The organism is Fundidesulfovibrio terrae (genome assembly GCF_022808915.1).
In the GTDB taxonomy this organism is placed as follows: Bacteria; Desulfobacterota; Desulfovibrionia; order Desulfovibrionales; family Desulfovibrionaceae; genus Fundidesulfovibrio; species Fundidesulfovibrio terrae.
On sequence record NZ_JAKZFS010000001.1, the window covers coordinates 698,644 to 723,435 of the forward strand.

General features: G+C 66.1%; 26 protein-coding genes. 9 read left to right on the top strand and 17 right to left on the bottom strand.

Annotation, left to right across the window (positions count from 1 at the left end; all coding sequences use genetic code 11):
* Window positions 1–104 precede the first annotated feature (104 nt).
* The 7 genes from ML540_RS03265 to ML540_RS03295 all read right to left on the bottom strand — a co-directional run bounded on the left by ML540_RS03265 (window position 105) and on the right by ML540_RS03295 (window position 8,113).
* Window positions 105–1,706 carry an ammonia-forming cytochrome c nitrite reductase subunit c552 gene (locus tag ML540_RS03265; RefSeq protein WP_243358501.1) on the bottom strand — a complete coding sequence of 534 codons (1,602 nt, stop codon included), beginning with the start codon at window positions 1,704–1,706 and terminating at the stop codon, window positions 105–107.
* 22 nt (window positions 1,707–1,728) lie between these two features.
* Entirely contained in the window at window positions 1,729–3,006 is a 1,278-nt protein-coding gene (gene chrA / locus ML540_RS03270; protein WP_243358502.1) for a chromate efflux transporter, read from the bottom strand.
* A 74-nt stretch (window positions 3,007–3,080) separates the two neighbouring features.
* Window positions 3,081–4,253 (bottom strand): MFS transporter, encoded by a 1,173-nt coding sequence (locus ML540_RS03275; RefSeq protein WP_243358503.1) that lies wholly within the window; start codon window positions 4,251–4,253, stop codon window positions 3,081–3,083.
* Complete coding sequence (locus ML540_RS03280; protein WP_243358504.1) at window positions 4,246–4,998, bottom strand: LamG domain-containing protein; 753 nt, start codon at window positions 4,996–4,998, stop codon at window positions 4,246–4,248. Before ML540_RS03280 ends, ML540_RS03275 begins: the two co-directional genes overlap by 8 nt.
* A complete protein-coding gene (locus tag ML540_RS03285) occupies window positions 4,988–6,199 on the bottom strand; it encodes an MFS transporter (RefSeq protein WP_243358505.1) in 1,212 nt (403 codons plus the stop codon). Before ML540_RS03285 ends, ML540_RS03280 begins: the two co-directional genes overlap by 11 nt.
* Window positions 6,200–6,253: 54 nt before the next feature.
* Window positions 6,254–7,225, bottom strand: a complete 972-nt coding sequence (locus ML540_RS03290; protein WP_243358506.1) for a chromate resistance protein ChrB domain-containing protein — start codon at window positions 7,223–7,225, stop codon at window positions 6,254–6,256.
* A 222-nt stretch (window positions 7,226–7,447) separates the two neighbouring features.
* Window positions 7,448–8,113: a TIGR04211 family SH3 domain-containing protein gene (locus ML540_RS03295; RefSeq protein ID WP_243358507.1), complete on the bottom strand. Its 666-nt coding sequence runs from the start codon at window positions 8,111–8,113 to the stop codon at window positions 7,448–7,450.
* A 155-nt stretch (window positions 8,114–8,268) separates the two neighbouring features.
* Between ML540_RS03295 and ML540_RS03300 the strand changes: the two genes are divergently transcribed.
* Window positions 8,269–8,472 (top strand): hypothetical protein, encoded by a 204-nt coding sequence (locus ML540_RS03300; protein WP_243358509.1) that lies wholly within the window; start codon window positions 8,269–8,271, stop codon window positions 8,470–8,472.
* 18 nt (window positions 8,473–8,490) lie between these two features.
* On the opposite strand, the gene ML540_RS03305 is transcribed toward ML540_RS03300, so the two are convergent.
* Both ML540_RS03305 and ML540_RS17910 read right to left on the bottom strand, forming a co-directional pair.
* Window positions 8,491–8,817: a peroxiredoxin gene (locus ML540_RS03305; RefSeq protein ID WP_341482631.1), complete on the bottom strand. Its 327-nt coding sequence runs from the start codon at window positions 8,815–8,817 to the stop codon at window positions 8,491–8,493.
* A gap of 12 nt (window positions 8,818–8,829) precedes the next feature.
* Window positions 8,830–8,979 (bottom strand): redoxin domain-containing protein, encoded by a 150-nt coding sequence (locus ML540_RS17910; protein WP_341482619.1) that lies wholly within the window; start codon window positions 8,977–8,979, stop codon window positions 8,830–8,832.
* Window positions 8,980–9,080: 101 nt separating this feature from the next.
* On the opposite strand from ML540_RS17910, the gene ML540_RS03310 reads away from it, so the two are divergent.
* Both ML540_RS03310 and ML540_RS03315 read left to right on the top strand, forming a co-directional pair.
* Window positions 9,081–9,878, top strand: a complete 798-nt coding sequence (locus ML540_RS03310) for a bestrophin-like domain (RefSeq protein WP_243358512.1) — start codon at window positions 9,081–9,083, stop codon at window positions 9,876–9,878.
* Window positions 9,879–9,898: 20 nt separating this feature from the next.
* Window positions 9,899–10,336: a hypothetical protein gene (locus ML540_RS03315; protein WP_243358514.1), complete on the top strand. Its 438-nt coding sequence runs from the start codon at window positions 9,899–9,901 to the stop codon at window positions 10,334–10,336.
* A gap of 32 nt (window positions 10,337–10,368) precedes the next feature.
* Here ML540_RS03315 and ML540_RS03320 read toward each other — a convergent pair whose 3' ends face one another.
* Window positions 10,369–11,226, bottom strand: coding sequence for a 1,4-dihydroxy-6-naphtoate synthase (locus tag ML540_RS03320; protein WP_243358516.1), 858 nt, complete (start codon window positions 11,224–11,226; stop codon window positions 10,369–10,371).
* A gap of 25 nt (window positions 11,227–11,251) precedes the next feature.
* On the opposite strand from ML540_RS03320, the gene ML540_RS03325 reads away from it, so the two are divergent.
* The 5 genes from ML540_RS03325 to ML540_RS03345 all read left to right on the top strand — a co-directional run bounded on the left by ML540_RS03325 (window position 11,252) and on the right by ML540_RS03345 (window position 16,452).
* A complete protein-coding gene (locus ML540_RS03325; RefSeq protein WP_243358517.1) occupies window positions 11,252–11,896 on the top strand; it encodes a TetR/AcrR family transcriptional regulator in 645 nt (214 codons plus the stop codon).
* Window positions 11,889–12,980: an aminofutalosine synthase MqnE gene (gene mqnE / locus ML540_RS03330; protein ID WP_243358518.1), complete on the top strand. Its 1,092-nt coding sequence runs from the start codon at window positions 11,889–11,891 to the stop codon at window positions 12,978–12,980. Before ML540_RS03325 ends, mqnE begins: the two co-directional genes overlap by 8 nt.
* Before the next feature lie 5 nt (window positions 12,981–12,985).
* The gene (gene mqnC / locus ML540_RS03335) at window positions 12,986–14,065 is read left to right on the top strand and encodes a cyclic dehypoxanthinyl futalosine synthase (RefSeq protein WP_243359642.1); all 1,080 of its coding nucleotides are present in this window, start codon (window positions 12,986–12,988) and stop codon (window positions 14,063–14,065) included.
* The gene (locus ML540_RS03340) at window positions 14,062–14,904 is read left to right on the top strand and encodes a menaquinone biosynthetic enzyme MqnA/MqnD family protein (protein WP_243358519.1); all 843 of its coding nucleotides are present in this window, start codon (window positions 14,062–14,064) and stop codon (window positions 14,902–14,904) included. The genes mqnC and ML540_RS03340 overlap by 4 nt, the downstream gene beginning before the upstream one ends.
* 96 nt (window positions 14,905–15,000) lie before the next feature.
* A complete protein-coding gene (locus ML540_RS03345; RefSeq protein WP_243358520.1) occupies window positions 15,001–16,452 on the top strand; it encodes an outer membrane homotrimeric porin in 1,452 nt (483 codons plus the stop codon).
* Between the two features lie 207 nt (window positions 16,453–16,659).
* Here ML540_RS03345 and ML540_RS03350 read toward each other — a convergent pair whose 3' ends face one another.
* The 4 genes from ML540_RS03350 to ML540_RS03365 are packed head-to-tail and all read right to left on the bottom strand — an operon-like array spanning window position 16,660 to window position 19,735.
* Window positions 16,660–17,412: an ATP-binding cassette domain-containing protein gene (locus tag ML540_RS03350; protein WP_243358521.1), complete on the bottom strand. Its 753-nt coding sequence runs from the start codon at window positions 17,410–17,412 to the stop codon at window positions 16,660–16,662.
* Window positions 17,409–18,077: a molybdate ABC transporter permease subunit gene (gene modB / locus ML540_RS03355; RefSeq protein WP_243358522.1), complete on the bottom strand. Its 669-nt coding sequence runs from the start codon at window positions 18,075–18,077 to the stop codon at window positions 17,409–17,411. Before modB ends, ML540_RS03350 begins: the two co-directional genes overlap by 4 nt.
* A complete protein-coding gene (locus ML540_RS03360; RefSeq protein WP_243358523.1) occupies window positions 18,074–18,316 on the bottom strand; it encodes a hypothetical protein in 243 nt (80 codons plus the stop codon). The genes modB and ML540_RS03360 overlap by 4 nt, the downstream gene beginning before the upstream one ends.
* A gap of 54 nt (window positions 18,317–18,370) precedes the next feature.
* A complete protein-coding gene (locus ML540_RS03365) occupies window positions 18,371–19,735 on the bottom strand; it encodes a PP2C family protein-serine/threonine phosphatase (RefSeq protein WP_243358524.1) in 1,365 nt (454 codons plus the stop codon).
* A 332-nt stretch (window positions 19,736–20,067) separates the two neighbouring features.
* On the opposite strand from ML540_RS03365, the gene ML540_RS03370 reads away from it, so the two are divergent.
* The gene (locus ML540_RS03370) at window positions 20,068–20,625 is read left to right on the top strand and encodes a hypothetical protein (RefSeq protein WP_243358525.1); all 558 of its coding nucleotides are present in this window, start codon (window positions 20,068–20,070) and stop codon (window positions 20,623–20,625) included.
* 14 nt (window positions 20,626–20,639) lie between these two features.
* On the opposite strand, the gene ML540_RS03375 is transcribed toward ML540_RS03370, so the two are convergent.
* The 3 genes from ML540_RS03375 to ML540_RS03385 form a co-directional block, all read right to left on the bottom strand.
* Window positions 20,640–22,229, bottom strand: a complete 1,590-nt coding sequence (locus ML540_RS03375) for a lytic transglycosylase domain-containing protein (protein ID WP_243358526.1) — start codon at window positions 22,227–22,229, stop codon at window positions 20,640–20,642.
* Window positions 22,230–22,323: 94 nt separating this feature from the next.
* Window positions 22,324–22,614: a hypothetical protein gene (locus ML540_RS03380; RefSeq protein WP_243358527.1), complete on the bottom strand. Its 291-nt coding sequence runs from the start codon at window positions 22,612–22,614 to the stop codon at window positions 22,324–22,326.
* On the bottom strand, window positions 22,611–24,785 hold the full coding sequence (locus ML540_RS03385; protein ID WP_243358528.1) for a portal protein: 2,175 nt from the start codon (window positions 24,783–24,785) through the stop codon (window positions 22,611–22,613). The genes ML540_RS03380 and ML540_RS03385 overlap by 4 nt, the downstream gene beginning before the upstream one ends.
* Window positions 24,786–24,792: the final 7 nt, after the last annotated feature.

Here is a 24,792-nt window from a genome sequence, read left to right on the forward strand (position 1 = left end):
TCGACGGATTCTTCCGCCGCTTACCGGGGCCCAGTCCGGCCCCCCGCGGCGCGCGCCGCAGCCGGACATGCGGTTGCGGCGCGCCGCAGGTGGCTCGGTTTGGCCTACTTTCGGCCCAGGTTCCTTGCAGCCTGGGCGAGTAGCTCCATGGCTCGCCCGGGATTGTGCGCGCCCACGGAGCCGTCCGCCACCACAGCCCCGAAGGAGTCCCTGGCCTTGAGGCGGGCGGGCTCGGGAGCCTTGCCGGTCTCAAGGGCGTCGCGCACCTCGGAGGTCCTGGCCATCACGGCGTCGCGCCCCTGGGACATCTTCTGCCCGTAGGCGGCGCGGTCGGCGTCTTTGTGGCATTTGTCGCAGCTGGAGCGCATCTTGAACACCTCCGCCTCGGCGGGCGTGACCACGCGCATGGTGTGGGCGGAAACATCCCAGGGGTCCTTGGGGGTCTTCTGGGTGGCTCCGGCGCGGTTGCCCATCCTGGCCATGTGGCAGTCCACGCAGACCACGCCGTTCCTGGCGTGGACGCTGCCCTCGAACATGGCCTTCTGTGCCGTGTGGCAGCCGATGCACTGCTGCTCGCGCGGCAGCTTCAGGCTGGATTTCAGATGCTGCGTGGCGTGGTCCAGGTGGCAGGATGAGCAGGTCACTCCGGCGGCCATGTGCCCGGAGCGCATGGTGTCGTGGTACTGCTGCCGGTTCTTCCTGTCGTCCTCGTTGGGCCAGAAGAAGGGGGGCTTGGTGGAGTAAGTCCAGAACTCCACGCGGTCCTGCAGGTCGGTCTGGCCGGTCTTGAAGCCCAGGGGGAAGGCGAAGTCCTTGTCCTGCTTGCTGGTCACGCGGATGTGGCACTGGCCGCAGAGCTGTTCCTGCTGCCAGGTGCCGAGCTTGCCGGGGTTGGCGATGGTGTCCTTGCCCGGCGCGGCCGCGTGCCTGGAGCCCGGGCCGTGGCAGGCCTCGCAGCCGATGCCGCCTTCCAGGCGGGTGAACGAATATTTGCCCTGGTCGTCCTTTTTGGCATTGAAGGCCGTCGTATGGCAGCCGTTGCACTGGTAGTCCACGGTCTGCTTGGTGGGCATCTCCTCCGGCTTCTTGGGCCTGCCGTCGGGAGTGCCGTCCGCCGCCCACCAGAACGGGGCGAAGGCGGCCTTGCGCCATTGCCTGTCGTTCTCCACCCAGCGCACGGGGCTGGGGAACACCTTGTCGCCCACCGTCAGGTAGTACTGCTGCTCCCACAGGGAACCCAGCACCTCGACCACTTCGTAGCTCTGGGCGTTACCCGGATTGTCGGCGTCCAGCAGGGTGACGAAGAATTTGCCGTCGCGGGTTTCGGCCTTCACCTTGGGATTAATCTTCACCTTGTTCTTGTCGGCATCCTCCACCTCGACGCCTTCGTAGGCGATCTCCACGCCGCCGAAGTCCGCCTTGACGATCTCGGGCTTCACGGGCCGCAGCATGTTGGCGTGGCCGGACGCGGCCCATTGCGTGAACTCCTTGACGTGGCAGTCCTTGCAGGCTGCCGAGCCCACGAAGGACGCACCCTCCAGGAAATCCACCGGGGCCGAGGGCTTCTGCAGCCCGGCCATGGGCGCCGCCGGTTTCGCCGCCGGAGGATTTTTCTTCTCCACGGCCCACAGCGTGGCCGTTCCTGCCGTGATTACGGCGGCCAGGGCCAGCGCCCCCGCCAGGACGTATTTTCTTTTCCTCAGCATCGCTCACCTCCTCAGGGATGATTCATATGAGTTGCCACACGAGGCCGACTGCGCCGCTGCCGAGCACCAGGACATGTATGGATGGCTTCCACTTCCATATCGCCAGGAAGCATGCCGCCGTCAGCACCATGGAAAAGATGTCGGCGGGCGCGCCCTTGGGAAAGAAGGTGTTCCAGGCGAAGAACACGGCCAGCTTGAGCACGACGCCGACGACAGCGGCGGTGATGCCGGTCAACGCGGCGGTCAGGCGTTTGTTTGAGGTGATGGCCTCGATGTACGGAGCCAGGGCGAAGATGAACAGGAAACTGGGCAGGAAGGTGCAGAAGGTGGTCACCAAGCCCCCCAGCATGCCGTTTACGGCCGGGTTCGCGGCCCCGGAATTGTTCCAGGCGGCCACGAAGCCCACGAACTGGGTGACCATGATCAGGGGACCCGGCGTGGTCTCGGCCAGGCCGAGCCCGGCGAGCATCTCCTTTTCGGTCAGCCAGTCCAGGCGCACGGCGAAATCGGTAATGTAGGAGAGGACCGCATAGGCTCCGCCGAAGGTGACGAACGGCGCTTTCGTGAAGAACAGAGCGATGCGGGACAGGATGTCCTCCATGCCCCGCGAGAGGAAAACAGGCCCGGTCACGGCCGCCCAGATCACCAGGAATACCGCGATGACCTTGAATATGTGCCAGTGGGAAGGGAACTCCGTCGGGCCGGTTTCTTCCTCCATGACGCAGTCCTTGGAGCCCGGGGCGCGCCTGCAGAAAATGTCCGGCCTGAGCCTGGCCAGGACGAGGCCGCCGATCCCCGCCGCCAGGACGATCCAGGGGAAGGCGACCTGGAAGACTTGCCCCAGGATGAAGGCCGCCCCCGCGAAAGCGTACAGAACCCGGTGGCGCAAGGCCTTCTTGCCGATCTTCAGCACCGCCTCCACCACGATGGCCACCACGGCGGCGGCTATGCCGTGGAAGATGCCGGCCACCACGGGGTGGCCGCCCTGGGCCATGGTCAGCCAGGAAAGCCCCAGCATCAGGACCACCGACGGCAGCAGGAAGAAGACGCCAGCCGCGATCCCTCCCCGGTAGCCGTTCAGCCTCCAGCCGAGATAGATGGCCAGCTGGTGCGCCTCCGGACCCGGCAGGAGCATGCAGAGGTTGAGCGCGCGCAGGAATATCTTCTCCTCGATCCAGCCGAAGCCATCGACGAGGTCCTTGTGCATCATGGCGATCTGCCCGGCCGGGCCGCCGAAGTTGATGAACCCGAGCTTGAACCAGTAGCGCAGGGCCTGGGCGAAGCTGACGGTGGCGTCCATACTCGGCTCAGAAGGTGAAGTGGCGCGTGCCGCCGGTGAACGCGAACAGACTCATGAGGATCTCCTTTTCGTGCCTACCGGGCGCTTCTGGCCATGCGCCAGGCCCCGGCGGCGGCGGCCAGCAGCGCGAGCGCCCCCAGGGCGAAGGCTCCGGCGCTTCCGGCCAGGGCGGCGGCGACTCCGGCGGCCAGCGGGCCTGCGCTGTGGCCGATATCCATGATGGAACCAAGCAGGCCCATGGCCCCGCCCCGGTTCTCCCGGCGGCTCAGGTCAGCCACGAAGGCCGAGGAGGCCGAGGTGGCCACGGACAGGGCCAGCCCCAAAAGGATCGACAGGGCCATCAGCGCGACCACGCCGGACGCCCAGGGCACGGCCGCGCAGGCGCACGCCGTGAGGGCGGCCCCCGCGAGCATCTGGCCGAGGCGTCCGTGGCGGTCGGAGAAGCGCCCGAAAAAGGGCTTGGTCAGGGCCACTGCGACCACCTGGGCCGAGAAGAGCGTGCCGGTGAGCCAGGCCGGATGCCCCCGCTCCAGGGAGACGATGGGCAGGAAGGTCTCGAAGGTTCCGTAGGCGAAGAGGATGCCCGCCTCCAGCAGGCATCCGGCCAGGATGCCCCGGCTGGCGGCCAGTTCGCGCAGGCTCGCCGCGAACGGCTGGCGGCGGGTTCTGGTCCCGGCGTCCCCGGACAGGGGCGGCAGCCTCCAGGCCAGGATCATGGCCCCGATGCCCGCCAGTCCGCAAAGCGCGTACACGGCCCCGAATCCGATCCAGAGCATCGCGCCGCCGATCATGGGGGCCACGAAGCGCCCGGCCAGGGTGGCCGAGGAGAACGTCCCCAGCTTCTCGCCGCGCGAGGCGTCGAAGGCGTCGGCTACGGCCGCCTGGGCTACGGGCATGAAGATTCCCGTGGCCAGGCCGTGGTAGAACCGGGCCAGGGCAAGGCTCCACACGCCGGTGACGAAGAGGTAGGCGAAGGGGGCGCTGGCGAACACCAGCGACGAGACCAGGAGCATCCTCCTGCGGCCGAAGGCGTCCGAGCACAACCCGCCCGGGATGCTCACCAGCACCCCGGCCAGGGGCGAGAGCGCCGACACCAGGCCCACCCCTTCCGGCCCGGCCCCCAGGCTCTGCGCGAAGAGCGGCAGCACCGGGTTCTTGGCCATGGTGGTGGAGAGGATGGCCAGGAAACCGCAGGCGCACAAAAGCCTGAACGGCGAGGCGAGCATGTCCTGGAACCGATTATTCATGGGTGGTGACCGTGAACCCGTCGATGAGCATCACGCTGTCGTCCTTGGACCAGACGCCCACGCGCCCGTCCACAGTCCGCCCCAGATCGTGCTGCAGGTACGGCTTGCCGTCCATGAAGCCTTCGATCCGCGTCCCGTTCACCACCAGCTTGATGTCGTGCCAGACGCCCTTGGCGGTGGGGACGCCCTCCACGGTCTTCACGGCGGTCCTGCGCCCGTTCGCGAACTGGAACAGGATCAGGTTGTCCTCCAGGGCGTTGCCGCGCAGGATCAAGGCGTCACCGTTCGGCTTGAGGTCGAAGATGATCCCGGCGGCCTGGTCCTCTTTTCCCGCCACGGACTTGAAACGGAAGGAGACCTCGCCCTGTTTGAATCCACCCAGCCCGGTGAACACGGCGAAGGGGAAGCCGGCATGGGCGGACACGGCCTTCTCGAACGCCGCCCCCTGTTCGCCGTAGAGGGTGCGGGCGCTGGCGGCCAGCTCGGGGGACGGCTTGCCCCGCGTCCAGCCCGAACCGTCCACCTTGAGCACGGTGCGGTCGCCGTCCTTGACCGCCGACCAGGCGCCCACGGCCGGGGCGAAGCTTGTGAGAAGGGTTCCGGGCTGTTCCTTGCCCAGGTCCGCCGTGGCGGTGGCGGCCAGCGAGGCCCGCCAGCCGAAAAAGGCCACGAGAAACGCCATCGCCAGGATTCCCGGTGCGGCGGCAAGCCGCTTCACGTGAGTATTGATGCTTCTACAGGTCATCTTTGGTTCCTCCGTTGAGTTCGGCCGGCACTTTCGCCAGGAAAACCGGGACGGCCGCGAAAAGCAGGCAGGCCATGAGGGGGAAGCTTACTGCATATCCCACCCAGCCTACGAGAAGTCCAGACAAGATGGGGCCGGATGCGTGCCCCACGTCGAAAATGGTGCCAAAGGCCCCCATGGCCGAGCCGAAGTGCCGCCTGCGGCACAGGTCCGCCACCATGGCCGCCGAGGACGACGCCACCAGCGCCTCGCCCGCGCCGAACACCAGGCAGCACCCCAGAAGCGTCCAGAACCCGTGCATGAAGGGCACCGCCGCAAAGGACGCCCCGCACAGCAGTATCCCGGCCGCGATGAGCCCGCGCCTGCCGCGGGCGTCCGACATGCGGCCCATGAACGGCTTGGAGAGCATGGTGACCACGATCTGCGCGCCCCACAGAAGGCCCGCCTGGAATTCGGAGAGGCCCGCGATCTTCACCGCGTATACCGGCAGAAACGCCTCCAGCGCGCCCATGACCATGTTCTGCAGCCCCTCCATGGAGGAGGCGGCCACGATGCGCTTGTCCGAGAGCACCTCGCGGATGCCCTCTCCGAAGCGGCGCAGGCGCTCGCCGAACCCCAGGCCGTGCTCAACGGACTCTGCGAGCCCCAAGGTGCGAAGCCCCAGAACGAGCGCGGCCATGCCGCTTACGGCGCTCACCGCAAACACCAGCCGGAACTGCCACAATACGGGAGCGCCGCCGTTCCCCACGTCCAGGATCAGGCCGCCGATGGGCGCTCCCAACAGTCCGCCCATGATGCCCACGGAGGAGAACCAGGACAGCATCTCCCCCTTGCGCGCCCCGGCCACGTCCGCCACCACGGCCATGGCCACCGGCCCGTACACCGCCGTAGCCAGGCCGTGCAGGAAGCGCACGGCGAGCAGCCCGCCATAGGAGGTGATGAACAGATAGCAGAAGGGCATCACCCCGAACACGACGAGCCCCGCCAGCATGGTGCGCCGCCGCCCGATCACGTCCGAGAGCGCGCCGGAAGGCAGCTTGAAGAAGATGCCCGTCACCGTGGACACGCCCACCGCCAGGCCTATGGCCTCCGGCCCGGCCCCAAGGAACAGGGCGAAGAGGGGCAACACGGGGTTGCGGGCCAGGGCGTAGGAGAAGCGGGCCAAAAAGCCCACGGTGCAGAGATTGTTAAAAGCGTCCATTGTGTGACCCGTTGAATCCGCCGGGAGATCAGGCCGCCTGAGCGGCGAGCCCATTCATTGCTCCTCTCCGTCTCCGGCCGGGGAGCAGGAAGCGAGCAGGGCGTCGAACAACGCGAGCCCCTGCTCGACGAGAGCCATGTCGTCCCGGGCGCTGCGCGTGAGGCCGTCCAGCACCAGCTTGACGCCCACGACTTCCGGAGGCCCGGTTTCCAGGCCGCCCAGGTCGATGGCCCGGATGATCCCGCGCAGCCGCGCCGGAACCCGCCCGGACAGGCCGAAGGACTCACAGAGCACCTCGAATGTGGTAAGCCCGCCGATATGGGTGAATTCGGCCTCGGCCATGTCGAAACGCACCGAACCCTCTCTCGCCCCGGCCTTCGTCGCGGCCGGGACGAAGGCGATGCGGGCTTCGGGGTCCACGAACCGCCGCACCAGCCAGAACGAGGCCAGGCGGTCAACATAGGGATGTTCACGGGTGATCCAGGTGAGCCCTTTGTAGGCGGCGGGGTCCCGGCCGGGCACCGCGGGCGCGTTGCCGGGGGCCTGGCCCGAGAGCAGGACCGTTGCTTCCGCCAGAAGCGCCTCCACGCGATCCCCGTGCCCGCCGGGGAAGTAGTCGATGACCCGCAGGGCGTCGGCGCGCTTGGCCAGGCGGCGGCATGACGCGTCCAGGGCGTGGGTGTCCGCGCCGGGAGCGCGCGCCTGGTCCAGGAGAGGCAGGACTTCGGCCTCCAGGGCACGCCAGTCTGCGTCGCGGGCCTGGGTCAAAAGGGCGGCCACTTCCTCGCCGGTCATGTTGGCCGGAGGGCCGGTCTCCAGGAACAGGGCCTCTCCGCCCAGCCCCTCCACCTCCTTGGCCAGCCAGGTGAATTGCTCTCGCAGGTCCTCCCGGGCGGGCAGGGCGTAGAAGGCGTTTTTCAGGATCACCGCGCCCAGCCCCGTGAGCCGCCGCCAGATGCGCATGCGGCCGGACTGGTTTTTGGCGGGCAGCGAGAAGGAGAAGAAGAGCCAGTTTTCGTTATTCATGTGACATATAATGTCACAGATATAACAGATGTCAAGGGCGGGAGGAAAGGGGAAGATGCACCCGGCGGCCAAAGGCGGGAGAGAAGAGAGCCGGATGCCTCCGGCGGCCAAAGGGACCAGTCCCTTTGGAATCCCCCTGGGCTTCGCGACGATCGGCGTGAAAAGAAACGGGGGCGGTCCATTCGGACCGCCCCCGTGAATATTGACAGGCTATTAATGAGGCTAGAGGTACATGCGGTTGGACTTCTTGCGCGCGGCGCGCCCAAGCAGATAGCCGAAAATCCACCCGCCGAAGAACACCCCGGCCCCGGCCAGGAACCACTTCACGTCGGAGATGTCGCGCAGGGTCTCGTTTTCACGCTTGATGCGATCCATCTCCTGCTTGGCGGCCTCGCTTGCGGCCTTCATGTCGTGGAAGCTGCGGGTCATCTCGGCCACGTTGGCGTTGGCCTTGGACAGCGTCTCGTATTCCGTCTTGATCCTGGAAAGTTCGGCCTGGGTGGAGGCCAGGGTCTTCTGCAACCCCTTGTTCTCCTCCTCGAACTTGCCCACGATGGATTCGACCTTGCCGGCCTTTTCGATCATTTCGGCGTTGCGGGACTTGAAATCCTCGAACTGCACCTTCGTGGGCGTTTCCGAAGAGAGGTAGCGCTTGAGCACCCATCCCTCCTTGCCCGTATCGGTGCGCACCTGGGCCCATTCGCCTTCTTCCTTGAGCTTTTCCAGCTTCGCGCCGCTCTTCACCATCTGGACGATCTTGTTGTCCAGGGAGGGGCCGGTCCGGAGGGTGATTTCCTGGACGTCGGACACGAAGAGCTGCTGAGCCAACGCCAGGGATGGCAAAAACAGCAACGCCGCCAGGGCGGCAATATATCGCAGAATGCGCATGGTCATCCGCCGGAATGTCGATAAAGGAAAAACAAAAGAACACCTACCCCAGCCGATGGAACACCGGTGGGGAGACTATCCAAGAACGCTTTGCAGTTCAAGACATTCCCGCTCCCGGCGTTGCTAAGGGAATCTTCTTCGAGTAGATGTCCTCCATGGACGAGCAGCAAAACGCGGCATACTACAAACGCTTGATCGAAGAGGCCGGAAGCTACCACGACCTGGTCATCCTGCGCTCGCGCTACTTCGGCCTTGTGGACCGGACCCTCACCAAGGACGAGGCCCAGGAGGTCAAGGACCGCTGGAACGCCAAGGCCAAGGACGAGCACCTGCCCATCGCCCCGGCGTCGAAAGCCTGAGCGCGGGCGGCAGGCCGCTCAACCCCGGACCAGTTCCTCGAGAGCCGCCAGCACCTCGGCGGCGTGGCCCTTGCTGGACGCCTTGGGCCATCGCCTGGCCACGGTCAGGTCCGGCGCGATCAGCACCGTGGACCGCACCACCCCTTCCGATTCCTTGCCGTACATCTTCTTGATCCCCCAGCCGCCCAGGGCCTTGATGGTCCCGGCACCCGGGTCGCTCAAGAGCGCGACCTTGATCCCCTGCTTGGCGATGAACCCGTGGTGGGACTTGATCGAATCCTTGGACAACCCGTACACATCCGCGCCCAGGCCTGAGAATGCGGCCGCCAGCTCTGAAAACTCCAGAGCCTCAGCCGTTCAGCCGGAGGTGGAATCCTTGGGGTAGATGTACACGACGGTCCAGCGCCCGGTGAGGCCGGCCAGGCTCACGGAGCGCACGCGCGCGTCCGGAAGGGCCGCCTCCAGGGTGAAATCCGGGGCCCGTTCGCCTTCGGCAGGTATGATCATCACGTTTCTCCTTGTTGACCGGGGGGGGCGCCAGCCGCGCAGCCGCTCGTCGGGCGGCCGCGGAACTTCACAGACGCCCGCAAACGCGTTATGTGTACGGCATGCCCCCCGAACTGAGTGCCTTCAATCCCGAATACCTGAAGGTGTTCGCTGTCATATTCTGCCTGGCCATGGCCGCGCCCGGGATGCTCTACATCCTCAGGCGCAGGACCATCGGACGTCAGTCCGGGCCGCGCAAGCTTTTGTCCTCGGAGATATTCTCCCTCTTCGCGTCCCTGTACGCATTTTTTTTGGGTTTTTCCATCGTCACCCTGTGGGGATGCTTCGTTTCCGCCAAGAACGTGGTCAACGCCGAGGCCGGGGCGGTGCTGACTACCGCCCGCATGTCCGTTCCCCTGGATCGCTCCGAGCCTTTCCGGCAGGCCCTGGCCGTGTACGTCAGGAGCGTCATCGAGGACGAATGGCCCGCCATGGACAACGGCGACGCCATGAGCGAACGCTCGTCCGAACTCTTCGCGGACGTCTGGAACGCCTATTACGCCATGAAACCGGCGGATAAGGACTCGTGGTCGCAATATTCGGGGGTGGGGCAGTCCCTGGCGGAGGTCAACCGCCAGCGGTTCTCCCGCTCCCAGACTCTGTCGGGCAACCTTTTTCCGCCCATCTGGGTGGTCCTGGGATTCGGGCTGGTGGGGGTTTTCGCCGGCCTTCTGCTCACAAACCCCGAGCAGACCGCCACCATGGTGCTCATGGAGATCATCGTGGCGTTCATGGTGTTTTCCTGCGTGTATCTGATCTCGGACCTGTCCACGCCGTTTTCGGGCGCCCTGAGCGTCGGGCCGTCGCCGTTCCAGGACGTCTACGCCAGGATGCTGGCCATGCCGGGACCGGCCGGGTAGGTGAGGGCCAGGAGCGCGCCGTGAGCAAAATCTGGGACCGCCACTTCTTCAAGTACGCCGGGGTCGAACCGGCCAACCAGATGCGCAAGGAGCAGCGCAAGGCCCACAACGCGTACGTTTCGGGCCTCACCTACGAAAAGCCCAAGGACAGCCCCGACCGGCCCGACAACATGGAGCGCGCGGCCATGGAGCGGGCCAAGGACCTGCCCGAGATAGACAACCCGTCCAAGATATTGGCTGCGAACAGCGCGTTCAAGGCGCCCTACGCCGAAGGCGAGGAGCCGGGCGTGGTCAGGAGCAGCCCGGACAATCCCAGCACTATCCTGGAACCGCTGGAAAAGGCGCAGGCTCCCGTGCCCCAGGCCGCGTCGAACACGGCCGACATGCCCGCCGAGTTCCGTCCTGCATCGGCGCTGCCGGAGCAGGATTCGGGACGGGTGATCAAGGAGCAGGCCTAGCTTCTTGCGTTCCCGGTCTCGGACGGGGAAACTCACCAGAACAGGTCCGCCCCCCCCAGGTGGTTCCCGACCTGTCTGAAGGCCGCCCCGGCCATGGCCTCGATGGCCCGCCTGCCCTCGTCGCCCACATCCAGGCTGAAGGGGGTGACGAAGGTCTCGATGTGGGCCTTGGTCACCTCGGGCGAGAGTTCCTGGGCGTTCTTGGCGATAAACTCCCGGCTGTCTTCCGGGTGCTTCCAGGCGTGCACGAGGCTTGCCCGGATGGCCCGCGCCGCCATGTCCGCCACGTCAGGGCCAAGCGATCGCTTCAGGGCGATAACCCCCAGGGGCAGGGGCAGCTTGTAGCAGCCCTCCCACCAGGCCCCGTAGTCGAGCACTAGGTCGAGCCCGTGCTGGGCGTAGGTGAAGCGTCCCTCGTGGATGACCACGCCCGCATCCACCTGCCCGGAGGCGATGGCCGGCATGATCTCGTCGTAGCGCAGCTGCACGCGCCTGCCCGGCGTTCCGGCCAGGCTCGCCAGGAGCGCCGCCGTGGTGCGCGCCCCGGGAAGGGCCAGGGTCTCGAACGCCTGGCGCGGATCGTATCCCTTGCGCGCCAGCAGCAGCGGGCCGCAGCCGCGCCCCAGCGCACCGCCGCAGGAGAGCAGCCGGTAGTGCCGGCTCGCCTCGGCCATGGCGGCCATGGAGATCTTGACCACGTCCAGCTCTCCCGACGCGGCCAAGGCGTTCAACTCCTCCACGTCGGCCATGACCAGGCGCGACAGGCCGAATTCGGGATTGGCGGGAGCCAGCCCGTGTATGAGCCCGTGGAAGATGAAGGTGTCGTTGGGGCAGGGGGAGATGCCCAGACTCAGTTGACGGGGAGTGTTTGGGGGAGTATCGGTGACCACCCGGTCACTTTAGCCGGGACGAACCATGGAAGCAAGCCCCACTTTTCAGAACATCCCCCCCGACAAGCAGCGGCGGGTGCTGGACGAGGCCCAGAAGGAGTTCGCTGAGCGCGGCTTCCTGGGGGCCAGCATGAACCGTCTGGCGGCCCGCCTTGGCATCGCCAAGGGGTCGATATTCAAGTATTTCGGTAGCAAGGAGGGGCTCTTCGCCAAGGTGTTCGACGGAGCGGTGGAGCATTTCTCGGGCTTTCTGCGCAAATCCCGGGATGAAACCGTGGGCCGTCCCCTGGCCGAGCGCCTGGAGCGCCTGCTGGTGGTGGGCACGGACTTCGTGCGCACCCATCCGGACATCTACCGCATCTACCTGAAGATGCTCTTCAACGAGGACTTCCCTCTGCGTGAGCGCTTTCTCGGCCAGGTGCGCGCTTTGTCCGCCCGTTTTCTCACGCCGATCATCGAACAGGCCAAGGCTTCCGGCGAGCTCCCCGCGAGCCTGGAGACGCCGCTTGCCGTGTTCGTGCTGGACGCCGTGCTGGACCGCTTCGTCCAGTCCCAGGCCCAGTCCTGGATGGACACGGGCCTTCATTTGTCACTCTCGGACCCCGAAACGTCGCGCCGGGCCGCTTCGCGCCTGGCCGAAATGCTGGCTGGAGGTTTTCGCGTTGGATAGATCCTATATCGCATCCCTGGGGCTCGAACCCGTGCTGGACAAGGTCCTGGCCGGGGCGCGCCTGAGCATGGGCGAGGGGCAAGCACTCTACGACTGCCCGGACTTGCACGTCCCGGCCCTCATGGCCCGCCACGTGCGCACCCGCCTGCATGGCGACCGCGTTCATTACGTGGTGAACCGCCACGTGAACCCCACCAACATCTGCGTGAACCGCTGCCGCTTCTGCGCCTACCGCCGCGACGAGGGGCAGGACGGGGCCTACGTGCTCACGGCCGAGGAGGCGCTTGAAAAGCTTCGCGCGGCCGGTCCCGTGGACGAGGTGCACATCGTGGGCGGCTGCCATCCGGCCCTGGGCCTCGGCTACTACGAAGACCTGGCCGCACGGGTGCGCGCGGCCTACCCCAAGGCGTCCATCAAGGCCCTCACCGCCGTGGAGATCGACCACCTGGCCAAGGTCTCGGGCGTGTCCATCCGCGAAGTTCTCGACCGGCTCAAGGGCGCCGGGGTGGACATGCTGCCGGGCGGCGGCGCGGAAATCTTCGCCGAAGGCCCGCGCAAGACGCTCTGCCCCGAGAAGATCGGGGGCGAGGCCTGGCTGTCGGTGATGGCCGAGGCCCACGCGGCGGGGCTTCGCTCCAACGCCACCATGCTCTTCGGCCATCTGGAAACCACCACCCACCGCCTGGAGCACATGGACGCCCTGCGCCGCCAGCAGGACGCCACGGGCGGCTTCGTCTGCTTCATCCCGCTGCCCTACCTGCCCGGAAACAACCCCTTGGGCGAGGAAGCCAGCGGCCCCTCGGCCATGGACGTTCTGCGCACCATGTCCGTGGCCCGGCTGATGCTCGACAACATCCCGCACATCAAGGCCTACTGGGTGATGCTGGGCTTGAAGCTCTCGCAGCTGTGCCTGTCCTACGGCGCGGACGACCTGGACGGCACCGTGGTGGAGGAGAACATCGGACACGAGGCGGGCAGCGGCACGCAGCAGGCCCTGACCATCCCCGAATTGGAAGAGGCCATCCGGTCCAGCGGATTCACTCCCGTGCGCCGCGACGGGCTATTCAGGGAGGCGACGCAGTGACCGCCATGTTCGACGACGAAGCGGTGCTGGCTATCGCCCGCAAGGCGGAGTCCGGGAAGCGCCTGGAGCTCGAGGACGCCATGACCCTGGCCGCCTCGGCCAGCCTCGCCACGCTTGGCAGCCTGGCCCACCGGGTCCGCATGGCCAAACACCCGGCCATGGCAGTGACCTACGTGGTGGATAGAAACGTCAACTCCACCAACATCTGCGAGTGCGGCTGCCGCTTCTGCGCCTTCTTCAAGGCTCCGGGGCAGGCGGGCGGCTACGTGCTCTCCCGCGAGGAGCTCGGCCGCAAGATCGAGGAGACCCTGGCCCTGGGCGGGCGGCAGATACTCCTGCAGGGCGGCCACAACCCGGACATGGGCCTGGAATACTACGAGGGCCTGCTCACCTTCGTGCGCGAAACCTATCCCGACATCCACGTGCACGGCTTCTCGCCCCCGGAGATCATGTATTTCTCCGGTCTGGCCGGGATTCACCACTCCGAGGTCATCAGGCGCCTTCGGGCCGCCGGTCTGGCCTCCATCCCCGGCGGCGGTGCGGAGATCCTCTCCGACCGCGTGCGCAAGGCGGTGGCCCCGGCCAAGTGCTTGAGCGCCGAGTGGTTGGACGTCATGCGCCAGGCGCATCTCCAGGGGCTTCGCACCACGGCCACCATGATGTTCGGCCACGTGGAGACCTGGGAGGAGCGCATCGGGCATCTCCTCGCCCTGCGCGAACTGCAGGACGAGACCCGGGGCTTCACGGCGTTCATCCCCTGGGGCTTCCAGCCCGACAACACGGCGCTGGGCGGAAAGAAGTGCTCCCCGCAGGAGTACCTGCGGGTACTGTCCATTTCGCGCCTGGTGCTGGACAACTTCCAGAACCTCCAGGCGTCCTGGGTGACCATGGGCCGCGAGATCGCCCAGGCCTCGCTGTGGTACGGGGCCAACGACTTCGGCTCCACCATGATCGAGGAGAACGTGGTAGCCGCCGCCGGAGTGCGCTTCCGCATGGACGAGCCGGGCGTGCGCCAGGCCATCGGTGCCGCCGGTTTCACCCCTCGCCGCCGGGCCATGGACTACACCATCGTGGAGCCGTTATGACCGCCTCCCGCGCCTTGCGCCTCGGGCGCATCAGCTACCTGAACGTGCTGCCCATCTACCATCCCTTGGAGGCGGGCTGGATCAAGCACGATTTCGACATCGTGTCCGGCCCCCCGGCCAGGCTCAACGAGCTCATCCGCGCGGACGAGCTGGACCTCTCGGCCTGCTCCTCCATCGAGTACGCCCGCAACCCGGATCAATACTACCTGCTGCCGGACCTGGCCATCGGCAGCAAGGGGCCGGTCAAGAGCGTGCTGCTTTTAAGCCGTATTCCCCCCGAGGACCTGGACGGCTTAAGCCTCCTGGTCACCGCCGAGACGCATACCTCGGCGGCGCTTCTGCGCATCGTGCTGGAGCGGGTCTACCATGTGCGGCCGAAATTCAAGGCCGCGCCCGGCTCCGTGCGCCAGTCCCTGGCCCAGGGCGCGGACGATCCCGCCGTGCTGGCCATCGGCGACGAGGCCCTGGCCATGCGCCAGGACCAGCGCTTCCCCTACCAGCTGGATCTGGGCGAGGTGTGGCGCGACTGGACGGGGCTGCCCTTCGTGTTCGGCGTGTGGGTGGCCCGGCGCGCCGCCGCCGAGGCCGATCCCGAGGGAGTGGCCCGGGGGGCGCGGCTTCTGCGCGAGGCCAAGCGCACCGGCGTGGCCGCCATCGAGGAGGTGGTGGGGCTGGCGTCCTTCGCCAAGCCCAAACTGGGGCGGGCGGAGATCAGGCGCTACTTCGGCCACCTGAGCTACGACCTGGGGGAACCGGAGCAGACGGGCCTGTCGCGGTTCTTCGACTGTCTGGCCGAACACGGCATCATCGGGAAGGCTCCGGCTCTATCGATACTCTAGATCGAACCATCAAGGGTTGATTCGTGCTCCTAATAATCATACACTGAGGAGGTCCACAACACTTCCATCCCCGTTCTACAGGAGGACGTCTCTCCCATGAAGCGCCTGCTCGCCCTGCCTATTCTTCTGGCCTTGTTGCTCTGCTGCGCACTCCCAACCCGGGCGGAAACAGAAATCAAGATGAGCGGCGACGTGCGCGTTTACGGGGCTTACTGGCGGCAACCGCAGTATACCGGATGGAACTTCAATGGCACGCGCACCCAAGACGCCTTTACGATCTTCGAGCGTGTGCGCGTGCGCACCGATTTCATCGCCAACGAAGGCCTGCGCTTCCGTCTCTCCTGGAAGAGCGGCGACATTCCCTGGGGCGCGTCCACCTTCACCGTGGACAACCCCACCAGCGTCTTCAAGGTCTACCAGGCGTTCATGCAGTTCAGGTGGCCGGGCACGGACATCGAGTTCACCGTGGGCCTGCAGGACATGGACCTGCCCTTCTCGGCCGACTGGATGGACGGGAACCCCGTGTTCGGCAGCACGCGCACCGCGGCGGCCATGGTGCGGATTCCGGTCTCCGACCAGTTCTCGATCGTGAGCGGATTCACCCGGTTGCTGGACGCCAACAAGGATTTCGACCCCACGACCACGCAGAAGGCCGACGAGCTCGACGGCTACATCCTGACCCTCCCGGTGGAAGTGAAGGGCTTCAAGGCCACGCCCTGGGGCATGCTGGCGGTGGCCGGGCGCAATGCCGGCTACGGCTCGGTGCAAGTGGGCAACGGCGGGTATTCCAACGAGACTCTGGCCGTGAACCTGTTGTCCGCGGCGTCCCTGGGAACCGCGGCCACCTGGAAGAACGCCCAGAACGCATACTGGTGGGTGGGCTCCGCGTTCGTCCTGAGCGCCCTCGATCCGTTCAAGTTCTACGCCGACGTGATCTACGGTTCGGGCAACGACAACGACCGGGCCAGGTTCAGGCGCCACGGCCTCTTCGTCGATGTGGCCGCCGAATACACCGGCTTCGAAAGCGTGACCCCGCAGCTCACGTTCTGGTACTCCCCCGGCGAGGACAGCTCCACGCGCAACGGCTCCGAGCGGCTGCCGTCGGTGGTCAATTACTGGTGCCCGAGCAACTCCTTCCTGTTCGACGGCGACCAGCCGTTCAACAACGAGTTCATGAACATCAACCCCGTGGGTGCCTGGGGCTTCGTGGCGGCCGTGGACAAGATGACCTTCGTCAAGAATCTCTTCCACCGGGTGACGCTGAGCTACGCCCACGGCGCCAACAGCCCGGCCGCATTGCGTGCGGCGAACGCCCTGCAGGGAACCGGCAATTACGTGCAGATCGGCCGCGACTTGAGCGACAAGGAATCCGTCATCGGCATCGGCTTCGACAACCAGTACAACGTCTACGAGAACCTCGCCCTGATCCTGGACACCGGCTGGTCCCACGGCAGCTTCCAGACCTCCGTATGGGGGCACCGCTTCGCCAACGCCACCCGCAACGGCGACGCCTTCAAGGTGATGACCGGCTTCAAGTACAAGTTCTAAGACTGGAGGAACACGCCTCCGGCGGTCAGAGAGGGCGCTGCCCTCTCTGGACTCTCCCGCCAGGGGGATGATCCCCCTGGACCCTCAATAAGCTTCGCGCCCCTGAGCGTAACCGCTCAGGGGCGCGAAGCTTATTGAAGTTTTTGAAGGAGAGTCCAGAGAGGAAACTTTTTTCAAAAAGTTTCCCCTCTGGCCGCCGGAGGCATCTTACTCTTCTTTCGCCTCTTTCTCTTCCAGCAACGCCAGCACGTCGGCCATCCTGCGCCTGCGTTCGTCTTCGCCGTCCATTTCCAGCTGTTCGACGACCCTCCCGCCCGAGTAGACCACCAGGGTGCTGCCGAAGGCGGCCACGTCCTCTGGGTCGTGGGTGATGAGCACGGCGGGCATGCCGAAACGTTCCAGGGTTGAAGCCAGTTCGCGGCGCATGCGCACGCGCAGGATGGGGTCCAGGGCCGAGAACGGCTCGTCCAGGAGAAGCGCCTGGGGTCTGGGCATCATGGCCCGGGCCAGGGCCACGCGCTGGCGTTGCCCGCCGGAGAGACTGGCGGGGCGGACGTCGGCCAGATGGCCCAGGCCGAATGCGTCGAGCATGGCACGCACGTCGTCCTTCTGGGCGCTCGTGAGCTTCCCGGGCCATCCGGGGCTCAGGCCGAATCCCACGTTGGCGGCCACGCTCAGGTGCGGGAACAGCGCATAGTGCTGGAACAGGTATCCCAGCCCTCGCGCGCTCGGGGGCAGGTCGATGCCGGCGCGGCTGTCGAAGAGGGTGCGCCCGCCCATTTCGATGCGGCCGCCGCGAGGGCGCACGAGCCCGGCGATGGCCTGGAGGGTGAGGGTCTTGCCGGAGCCCGACGGGCCGAAGAGCACCACGGCGCTACCCGATGCCTCGAAGGAGGAGCGCAGGTGGAAGGCGCGCTCCCCTTTGCCGAGGGCGGCCTCGATGTCCACGCGTACTTTCATCGACGCGCCCCCAGGATTTTGCCCGAGGCCACGAGCACGGCCAGGCTGGCCAGGGAGACCACAATGACCAGGAACTGGGCCTGATCGTCGCGCCCGGCCATGACCGCGTCGTAGACGGCCAGGGAGAGGGTCTGGGTCTTGCCTGGGATGTTGCCGGCGATCATGAGGGTGGCCCCGAACTCGCCCATGCCGCGCGCGAAGGCCAGCATGGACCCGGCCAGGATGCCGGGCCAGGCCAGGGGCAGGCTTATGCGCGCAAACAGCGAGAATCCGGACGCGCCCAGGGTGCGGGCGGCGTCGGTGAGGTCGCGGTCCACGGCGTCGAAGGCGGCCCGGGCGGTAGTGAACACCAGGGGGAAGGCCACCACGGAGGAGGCCACCACCGCGCCCTGCCAGCTGAAGAGCAGCGTCACTCCGAATAGGTCATTCAGGAGCTTTCCGATCACCCCTTGGCGTCCGAACAGCACCAGCAGGTAGTAGCCGAGCACCGTGGGGGGCAGCACCATGGGCATGGTGGCCAGCGCGTCCAGGAGCGAGCGGCCGGGGAACCGGGCGCGGCCCACGGCGTATGCGGCCGGGACGCCCAGCATGAGCGCCCCCAAGGTGGCCAGGGCGGCCACCTTGAGGGTCAGGAGAAGTGGGGGGATTACGGGGCCTATGGTCACCGGCGGTGTGGGGCGGGGGCGGACCGGTCGAGGGCGGCGGGCTCCAGGGACAGCTCGGAGCACCACATGCCACGCGCGCGGCCGGGGATGAGTTCGAACAGCCAATGCAGGCCGACAATTGCCAACAGGGTTCCGATCAAAATCCAGTCGATCATGGCGTGCACCTCCCGGATGGGAAACGAGCCGCTTTCGCGGGCTTCGATCCGGTAGAGGCAACTCCCATGCCAGACGACGTTCATGGACAACACCCCGGAATCATTTGCGGTAATCGTGGCAGAGGGTCGTGAGGATGGTTACAATACTGTCGCATTGTTGAAAATATTACAATTTTGTGGTTCCTGGCCGCCGTCCTGGAGGCATTTGAGAACCACGATGGTCAGGTCGTCCTGGCGAGGGGTCTTGCCCCGAAACGCCTCCACGTCGTCCATGCACGCCTGGAGGATGTCCCGGGCGTGGAGGTTCGCGCTTCCGGCCACGGCCTCGCGCAGGCGGTCCTTGCCGTACATCTCGCCAGCGGCGTTGCGGCATTCCCATACGCCGTCGGTGCCGATCACGATGACTTCGCCCTTTTCGAAGCCGTGCCGGGATGCCTGTTCGTAACCGTAGCAGGACTCGACGCCCAGCGGGAGGCCCTTCCCGGCCAGCTCGCTGAACGAGTCCGAGCGCGGATTGTAGACCAGGGCCGGGTCATGGCCGGCGCGCACGAAGGCGAGCGTTCCGGAGGCCGGGTCCAGGGCCAGCCAGAAGAGGGTCATGAACCGGCCGGACTGGCCGGTGTCGCGGCTCATGAGGCGGTTCACGTCGGAGAGCATCTCGCCGAGCATCCCGGGCTGCGAGGCGCGCGCCCGGATGAGCGCCCGGGCGCTGGCCATGAGCAGCGCCGCCGGGATGCCGTGCCCGCTCACGTCGCCCACGGCCACGGACAGGCCCGTGCAGGCGGGGTCGGGGTGGGGCAGGTAGTCGTAGTAGTCGCCGCCGGTGGAGTCGCAGGAGACGCTGGTTCCGGCCAGCTCGAAGCCCGGAACGCACGGCGGCGAGTGGGGCATGAAGTCGTGCTGGATGCTGGCCGCGATAGAAAGCTCGAATTCCATGCGTTGTTTGGCCAGCATGGCCTGGTGCAGCCGGGCGTTGTCAATGGCGATGGACGCCTGGGCGGCGATGATGGTGAAGAGTTCCAGGTCCTCGCCGGTGAAGGGGCCGCCGCCGTTCTTGTTGATGAGCGCGGCCACGCCGATGAGGCGGTTCTTCACGGCCAGGGGCACGCACATGATGGTGCGGGTGCGGTAGCCGGTGCGCCGGTCCACCTCGGGGTTGAAGCGCGGGTCGGCATAGGCGTCGGGCACGAGCACGGGCTGGGCGTTCAGTTGCACCCACCCGGCCACGCCCTCGCCGCGCCTGAGCACGTGCCCCTTGGGCAGCTTGTCGGCCACGGGGCCCTGGGCCACGGTGAACACGAGATCGCCCGTCTCCTGTTCGGTGAGGAGCAGGCTGCAGGTTTCGGCGTCCAGGGCCTGGCGCGAGGCGGTCATGATGCGCTCGAGCACGTCGTCCACGTCGATGGAGGAGCTTATGAGCGCGCACAGCTCGAAGCAGCGGCGCAGGCTCTCCACGCGCTCGCGCAGATGGGCCGGGTCAAGGTCGTCGAGGGCTTCGGGCATGGGATTTTCTTGCATGGATTCGCAGGCGGTGTCCAGGCGCGGGAAGAAAAGAAATCGTGACTTTAACGCGTAGGGGCCGGGCATCCGCGGATTTTCCTCCTGCCCCCACGGCGTCTGCCTCCCCGCCTCGCCTGAAACCGGGGGCGGCGTCATCGGGTTTGAGGCGACTATCGTCGATCCGGATGATATGTCGGATCGCCTCGTGTTGGAGTGTATATGTTTGAATAAATATTGTTCAGCATGTTAATTGATCTGTTTACGAGTGGGGCGTTTGAGGATAAATTTCAAAGAATAGGCAGTCAGCCGCCAAGCTGACGGGGAGGTTTCCTGGTATGTTGCGACCTCAAAGTGCGTGTTGCCGCAAAGTGATGGCGCGAGCTGCGATCATTGTCGTTAGTGTCCTCGTATTGACACTGCAATGTGGCATGTCCCATGCAAAAACATGCGGAAAGTATGAGCTTGCAAAGCTTCACGAATTTTCTGATTATGTTATTGGACAAAGAAATAAAATTTATTCTAAAATAAAGACAGTAAAGAATCCAAGTGTTCAGAGACAATCGTTATCGGAGATCGCGGGTGGTTTGCATTCACTATATCTGGCTGCGTGTCACATGGAAGATTTAATTAAGCTATATTGCATGACTATGAAGTGCAAGAATGTCAATGTGGAAGTGATGACAAAAATGTTTGAACAGGCGAATATGAGTTTCGATGGAGTTAGCATGATGATATTTGATTTGGCGCTTCAACTGGATGCCGGGAAAGGCGCCGATCTTGTCGAACTATGCGAGGAGATTCAGCAGAAGGCGAATGCCATATCCACTGTGTCGCTGAATTTTTATGGAGCACTTTACGAAATGCGAGGGGAGCCTACGCCCCCCTCGCCGTGACCAGGGGTTATCCATCATTTCCTGTACGGGTACATGTAGCGCCAGAACGTGTAGGGGTTGCTCGCGAAATCCGACGGATAGCGACTGTTGACCACGTCGTCGCCAAGACCCGGGAGCAGCTTCTTGACATGGGCCATGGTCTTGGGGCCGATGGGCTTCCCATTCGTGATGAGTCCGTCGCCCCCGAAATACCCGGCTTCGGCAAGCACGGGGTTGCCGTTGGCTTTGTCCAGCAGTCTTCGCATGTATCGCGTTCCCGCCTCAATGTTTCCTTCGAGGGTGCTGGGGTCCACCCCATATTCCTTTGCCGTGCTCGGCAACACCTGAAGAATGCCTACCGCCCCCTGGTCGGATACTTTTGCCTGATCGTAGCCTGACTCATTGTAGGCTTTGATCAGCATCAACTCAGGCGGAACCCCGTACTTGTTGGCGGTCGATATGATGAGTTCCTTTGTTTTCGGATCCTTCGGGTCCGGAACTTTGGGATACGCATACGCGTAAGGGTCAACCTTCTGGTTCGCATCAGGAGAAGGAGGTGTTTTTTTCCACCTAGTCCCCTGCCCCCACGGCGTCTGCTTCCACGCATCGCCTGAGACCGGCGGGGCGACATCCTCGGGTTTGAGGCGGCCGTCGCCGGACTCGGGTGGCTGGCTCGTTCCTCCCCCGCTCGGAGGAGGTGAACCGCCTTCGGTGCCAGAGCCGGAGGGGTCCCCGCCATCGGCCGTAGTGTCGCTCGCGGCCATGTTCACGTCCCGCGTGGGGTTCTTGCCGCCGTCCGGCCCGCTCTCCACGAAAACATCCTTCGGCGGTGAGGCGTTCTCGGGATTTCCGGCCGCGATGGCTGCGGCGGGCCTGCCCAGGATGCCGTTTCGGGCCATGAAGTCAGGCGAATCGTCCACCAGCACGTCGCCGCCCTGGCCGATCCTGTCCGCCCCGGCTCCCAGCCAGCTCCAGTAGTCGAGCTTGCCGGTCGCCGGGTCCATGAAGGAGCTGGCCCTGGCAGGGCCGCGATCCGGACGGCTCCCGTCCGCGTCGCTCCCGGCAGCGTATTCCACGTAGCCGTCCGGTCCGGGCTTTGGGCGCGGCGGGGCATTTTCCGATCCGGAATCGAGGCCGGGCATCGGACGGTTGAAACCTGGGTCGATGTCGCGTCCCGCAAGGCCGGTCGGCATGGGGGCAAAGCCCGGGTCGGGATTGTAGCCGGGATCGCCGGGGAATTTGACGCCGCCGGGATCGTCATCATCATGGGAAGGGTATCCGGTCTTTTCGGGCCGGAACAAACCAGCCAAGGGCTCAGGCGGCCGGACGCCTTGGAAGAGCGCGCCCAACAGGGTCGGTACGTACCTGGCTGCCGGCGCCGGCAGGCCGAGACCGTTCTGATGGCCTTCGGATTCGGGTAAGAGCACGGAAAACCTCCTGGTTTCGTGTTCGGGCGGCCAGGCTTCCTCCCCGGCCGCCCGCTGCGGGCCGGTTTTCAGCCCTTGTTCGCGGCGGACCTGGTCCGCTTTGCCGGAGTTGCCGCCTCGGCCGCGCGGGAGGATTTCGCCTCGCCGGTCCGGGCGCGCCTGCCAGCGGCCAAGGCCTTTTCGATAGCCTCCACGCATTTCTCGATGCGCTCGATGCGCGAGACCAGCTCCAGATGCGCGGGGCAAGGTTTCGGCGGCGCGTTTTCGGGTCTTCCACCCAGGATCATTACATTCACAGCACGCGCCCTCCGTTCTCCGGTCCGCTCTCGTCCTGGCCCAGGCGCTCCCGGGCCTGCTCTCCAAGCTCGGCCACGCTGGTCAGGGCCGCCACCAGCTCCTCCAGGGCCTCAAACGCGGACTTGATCCGGGTGAACTCCCCCGCCTGGGCGGATTTGAGATTCAGGATGGCCTCGCGCTTGGCGGCCAGTTGCTCCTCGATCACCTCGCGTACGGCGTCGCAGGCCAGGAACCGCCCGACCTCCTCGCCGCGCGCGGTCTGGCGTTCAAGTTCCAGGCGGCTCACTGGGGGCCTCCCGGGGGCATGCCACCGGACGCGCCCATGGGTGGCATGGGGCCCGTCGGGGGGAAGCTCGCAGGCATGGTCATCGCGTCCGGCATGCCGGACCCAACGGGACCGACGAGACCGGCGGGACCGGCCGGTCCTCCCGCGCCGGGGAATCCGGCAGGCGGGACGGGGCCTCCAGGGGCTCCCGGCCCAGCGGGTCCGTCAGGGCCGGGTCCCCCGGGTCCCATGGGAGCTCCCGGGCCGCCCGGTCCGGCTCCCTCGGGCCCGGTCTTGCGCAGTTCGCCCGCGTGCTCCTCGATGGCCTTCTGCAGGCCCTGGTTGTGGCCCTGGAGCTCCTCGATCTGGCGTTTCAGGTCCTTCACTTGGTCCATGCGCTCCTCCGGGAGCAGGTACTCGCTCACGTCGATGTCCAGGTATTCGTACTTGGCCTTGATGGCCTTCACCACGCCCCGGGGCTCGCAGATTCCCATGGGCAGGCCCGCCTTGAGCAAGAGCTGAATGAGTTCGTCCATGATATGGGCCGAGTCCATTCGCTCCTGCGGGCCGACGCCCACGTCGATGGACACGGTGTACTGCCCCATGGTGTCGCCGGGCTCGATGGCCACGTCCGCGCCCACGATGCGCTGGTCGTCCTCGGGCGGGTAGAGTCGGATGATGTCCAGCACGCGCGACAGGATGCGGCGGAAGGAGCGCGCGATGCGCCGGGCGTAGAGCTTCTGGCGCTGCATGCCGGCGGTGAGGCGCATCTGCATGCCGGCGGCGGTGCGGTTGAGGGAGTTGTTGTCCAGTCCCTGCATGTTCTCGTTGACGCCGGATTCCTTGGCCACCTCCTGCAGGGTCGCGTTGAAGGCGGACAGGAGCATGGTGTCGGCCGGGGCGGGCACGATCTCCTGCGTGGTGCCGAGCGACGGCACGAGCGACACGTCGCCCGGACCCATGCTGGCCAGGACTTTCTTGGCCCGGGCGTCGGTGGTGAGAAAGCCCCGGTAGGTGCTCATGGCCGCCGCGTCCTGGATGTTGCGCAGAAGGTTGGAGAGCACGCGCTGGCGCTGGTCCAGCACGGCGGCGATGGGCCGTCCCACGGACTTGTGCGGCTCCTTGTAGACGAAGCCCAGCTCGAAGGGCGGCCCGCCGTAGGGGTTCTCCACCGGGCCGCGCAGGATGACGTCCTCGCAGACCGTGATGATGCTGGGTTTCAGGAGCCTGGTTTCGTCCAGGGCCAGGCGGGTGTAGCACTCCCACACCCAAACCTCGCCCTGGGCGCGTCCGGCAGCCAGGGCCGAGCCCTCCGAGCCTCCCAGTGCGTCGGGCGAGGACAGGCCGTCCACGGAGTGCAGGGTGTCGTACTCGCCGGAGGTCTCCTCGGTGGCCCGGCGGCTGCTCACCTTGGCGGACACGGCGGCGAAACTGCCCTTGCGGTAGATCCCGGCCATCTCCTGGCGGCGGATGGAGTCCAGGTCGCGGCGCACGACGTGGGCCACGAAGGGGTTCTTGTCCAGGTCGGGGTAGCCGGGCAGCATGTAGAGCTCGCGCGGGGGGACCACCTCCAGGTGGAAGCCCTGGTACTTGCCGCGCCGGCGCACCGCCTTGGCCCCGCGCAGGCCCGTGGCTTCGCGCCCGGTGAGGGGGTCGGGGCGCCTGAAGGGCTTGCCGCCCCGGATGTCCACGATGGACGAGTCGGACGCGGCCAGGGCTTCCAGCTCCTCGGTGGTCATCTCGGGCAGGAGCTCGGTGGTGAGGTCGAAGTCGTCCCGCTGGGTGATCTTCATCACCCCGTAGTGGTTCACCAGGCAGTCGTGGACGAAATCCTCCACCAGCTGTTCGCCGTCCAACTGGTTGAACAGCTTGTGGCGCACGTATCGCTTGAGCCGGTCGGCCGCGTGCTGGGTGTCCTTGACGCGCGCGGGATCGTCCCCGGCTCCCACGGGATTGAAGGCGAAGAAGTCGCCGGTGAACACCTCCACCAGTCCCGGCTTCATCCACTCAACCACCGAGAAGATGGTGGGGTGCACGGTCTGGGACCATCCGGGGCGTTCGTTGCCGTAAGGCTCGGCGCGATACCAGCGGTAATGCTTCTCGCGCTCGGCGGACAGCTCGGCCTGGTAGGCGCGGGCCTTGTCCATGTCCTGGCGCAGCAGGACGAGCAGGTCGTCGTCGGAAATGGGCATGCAGGTC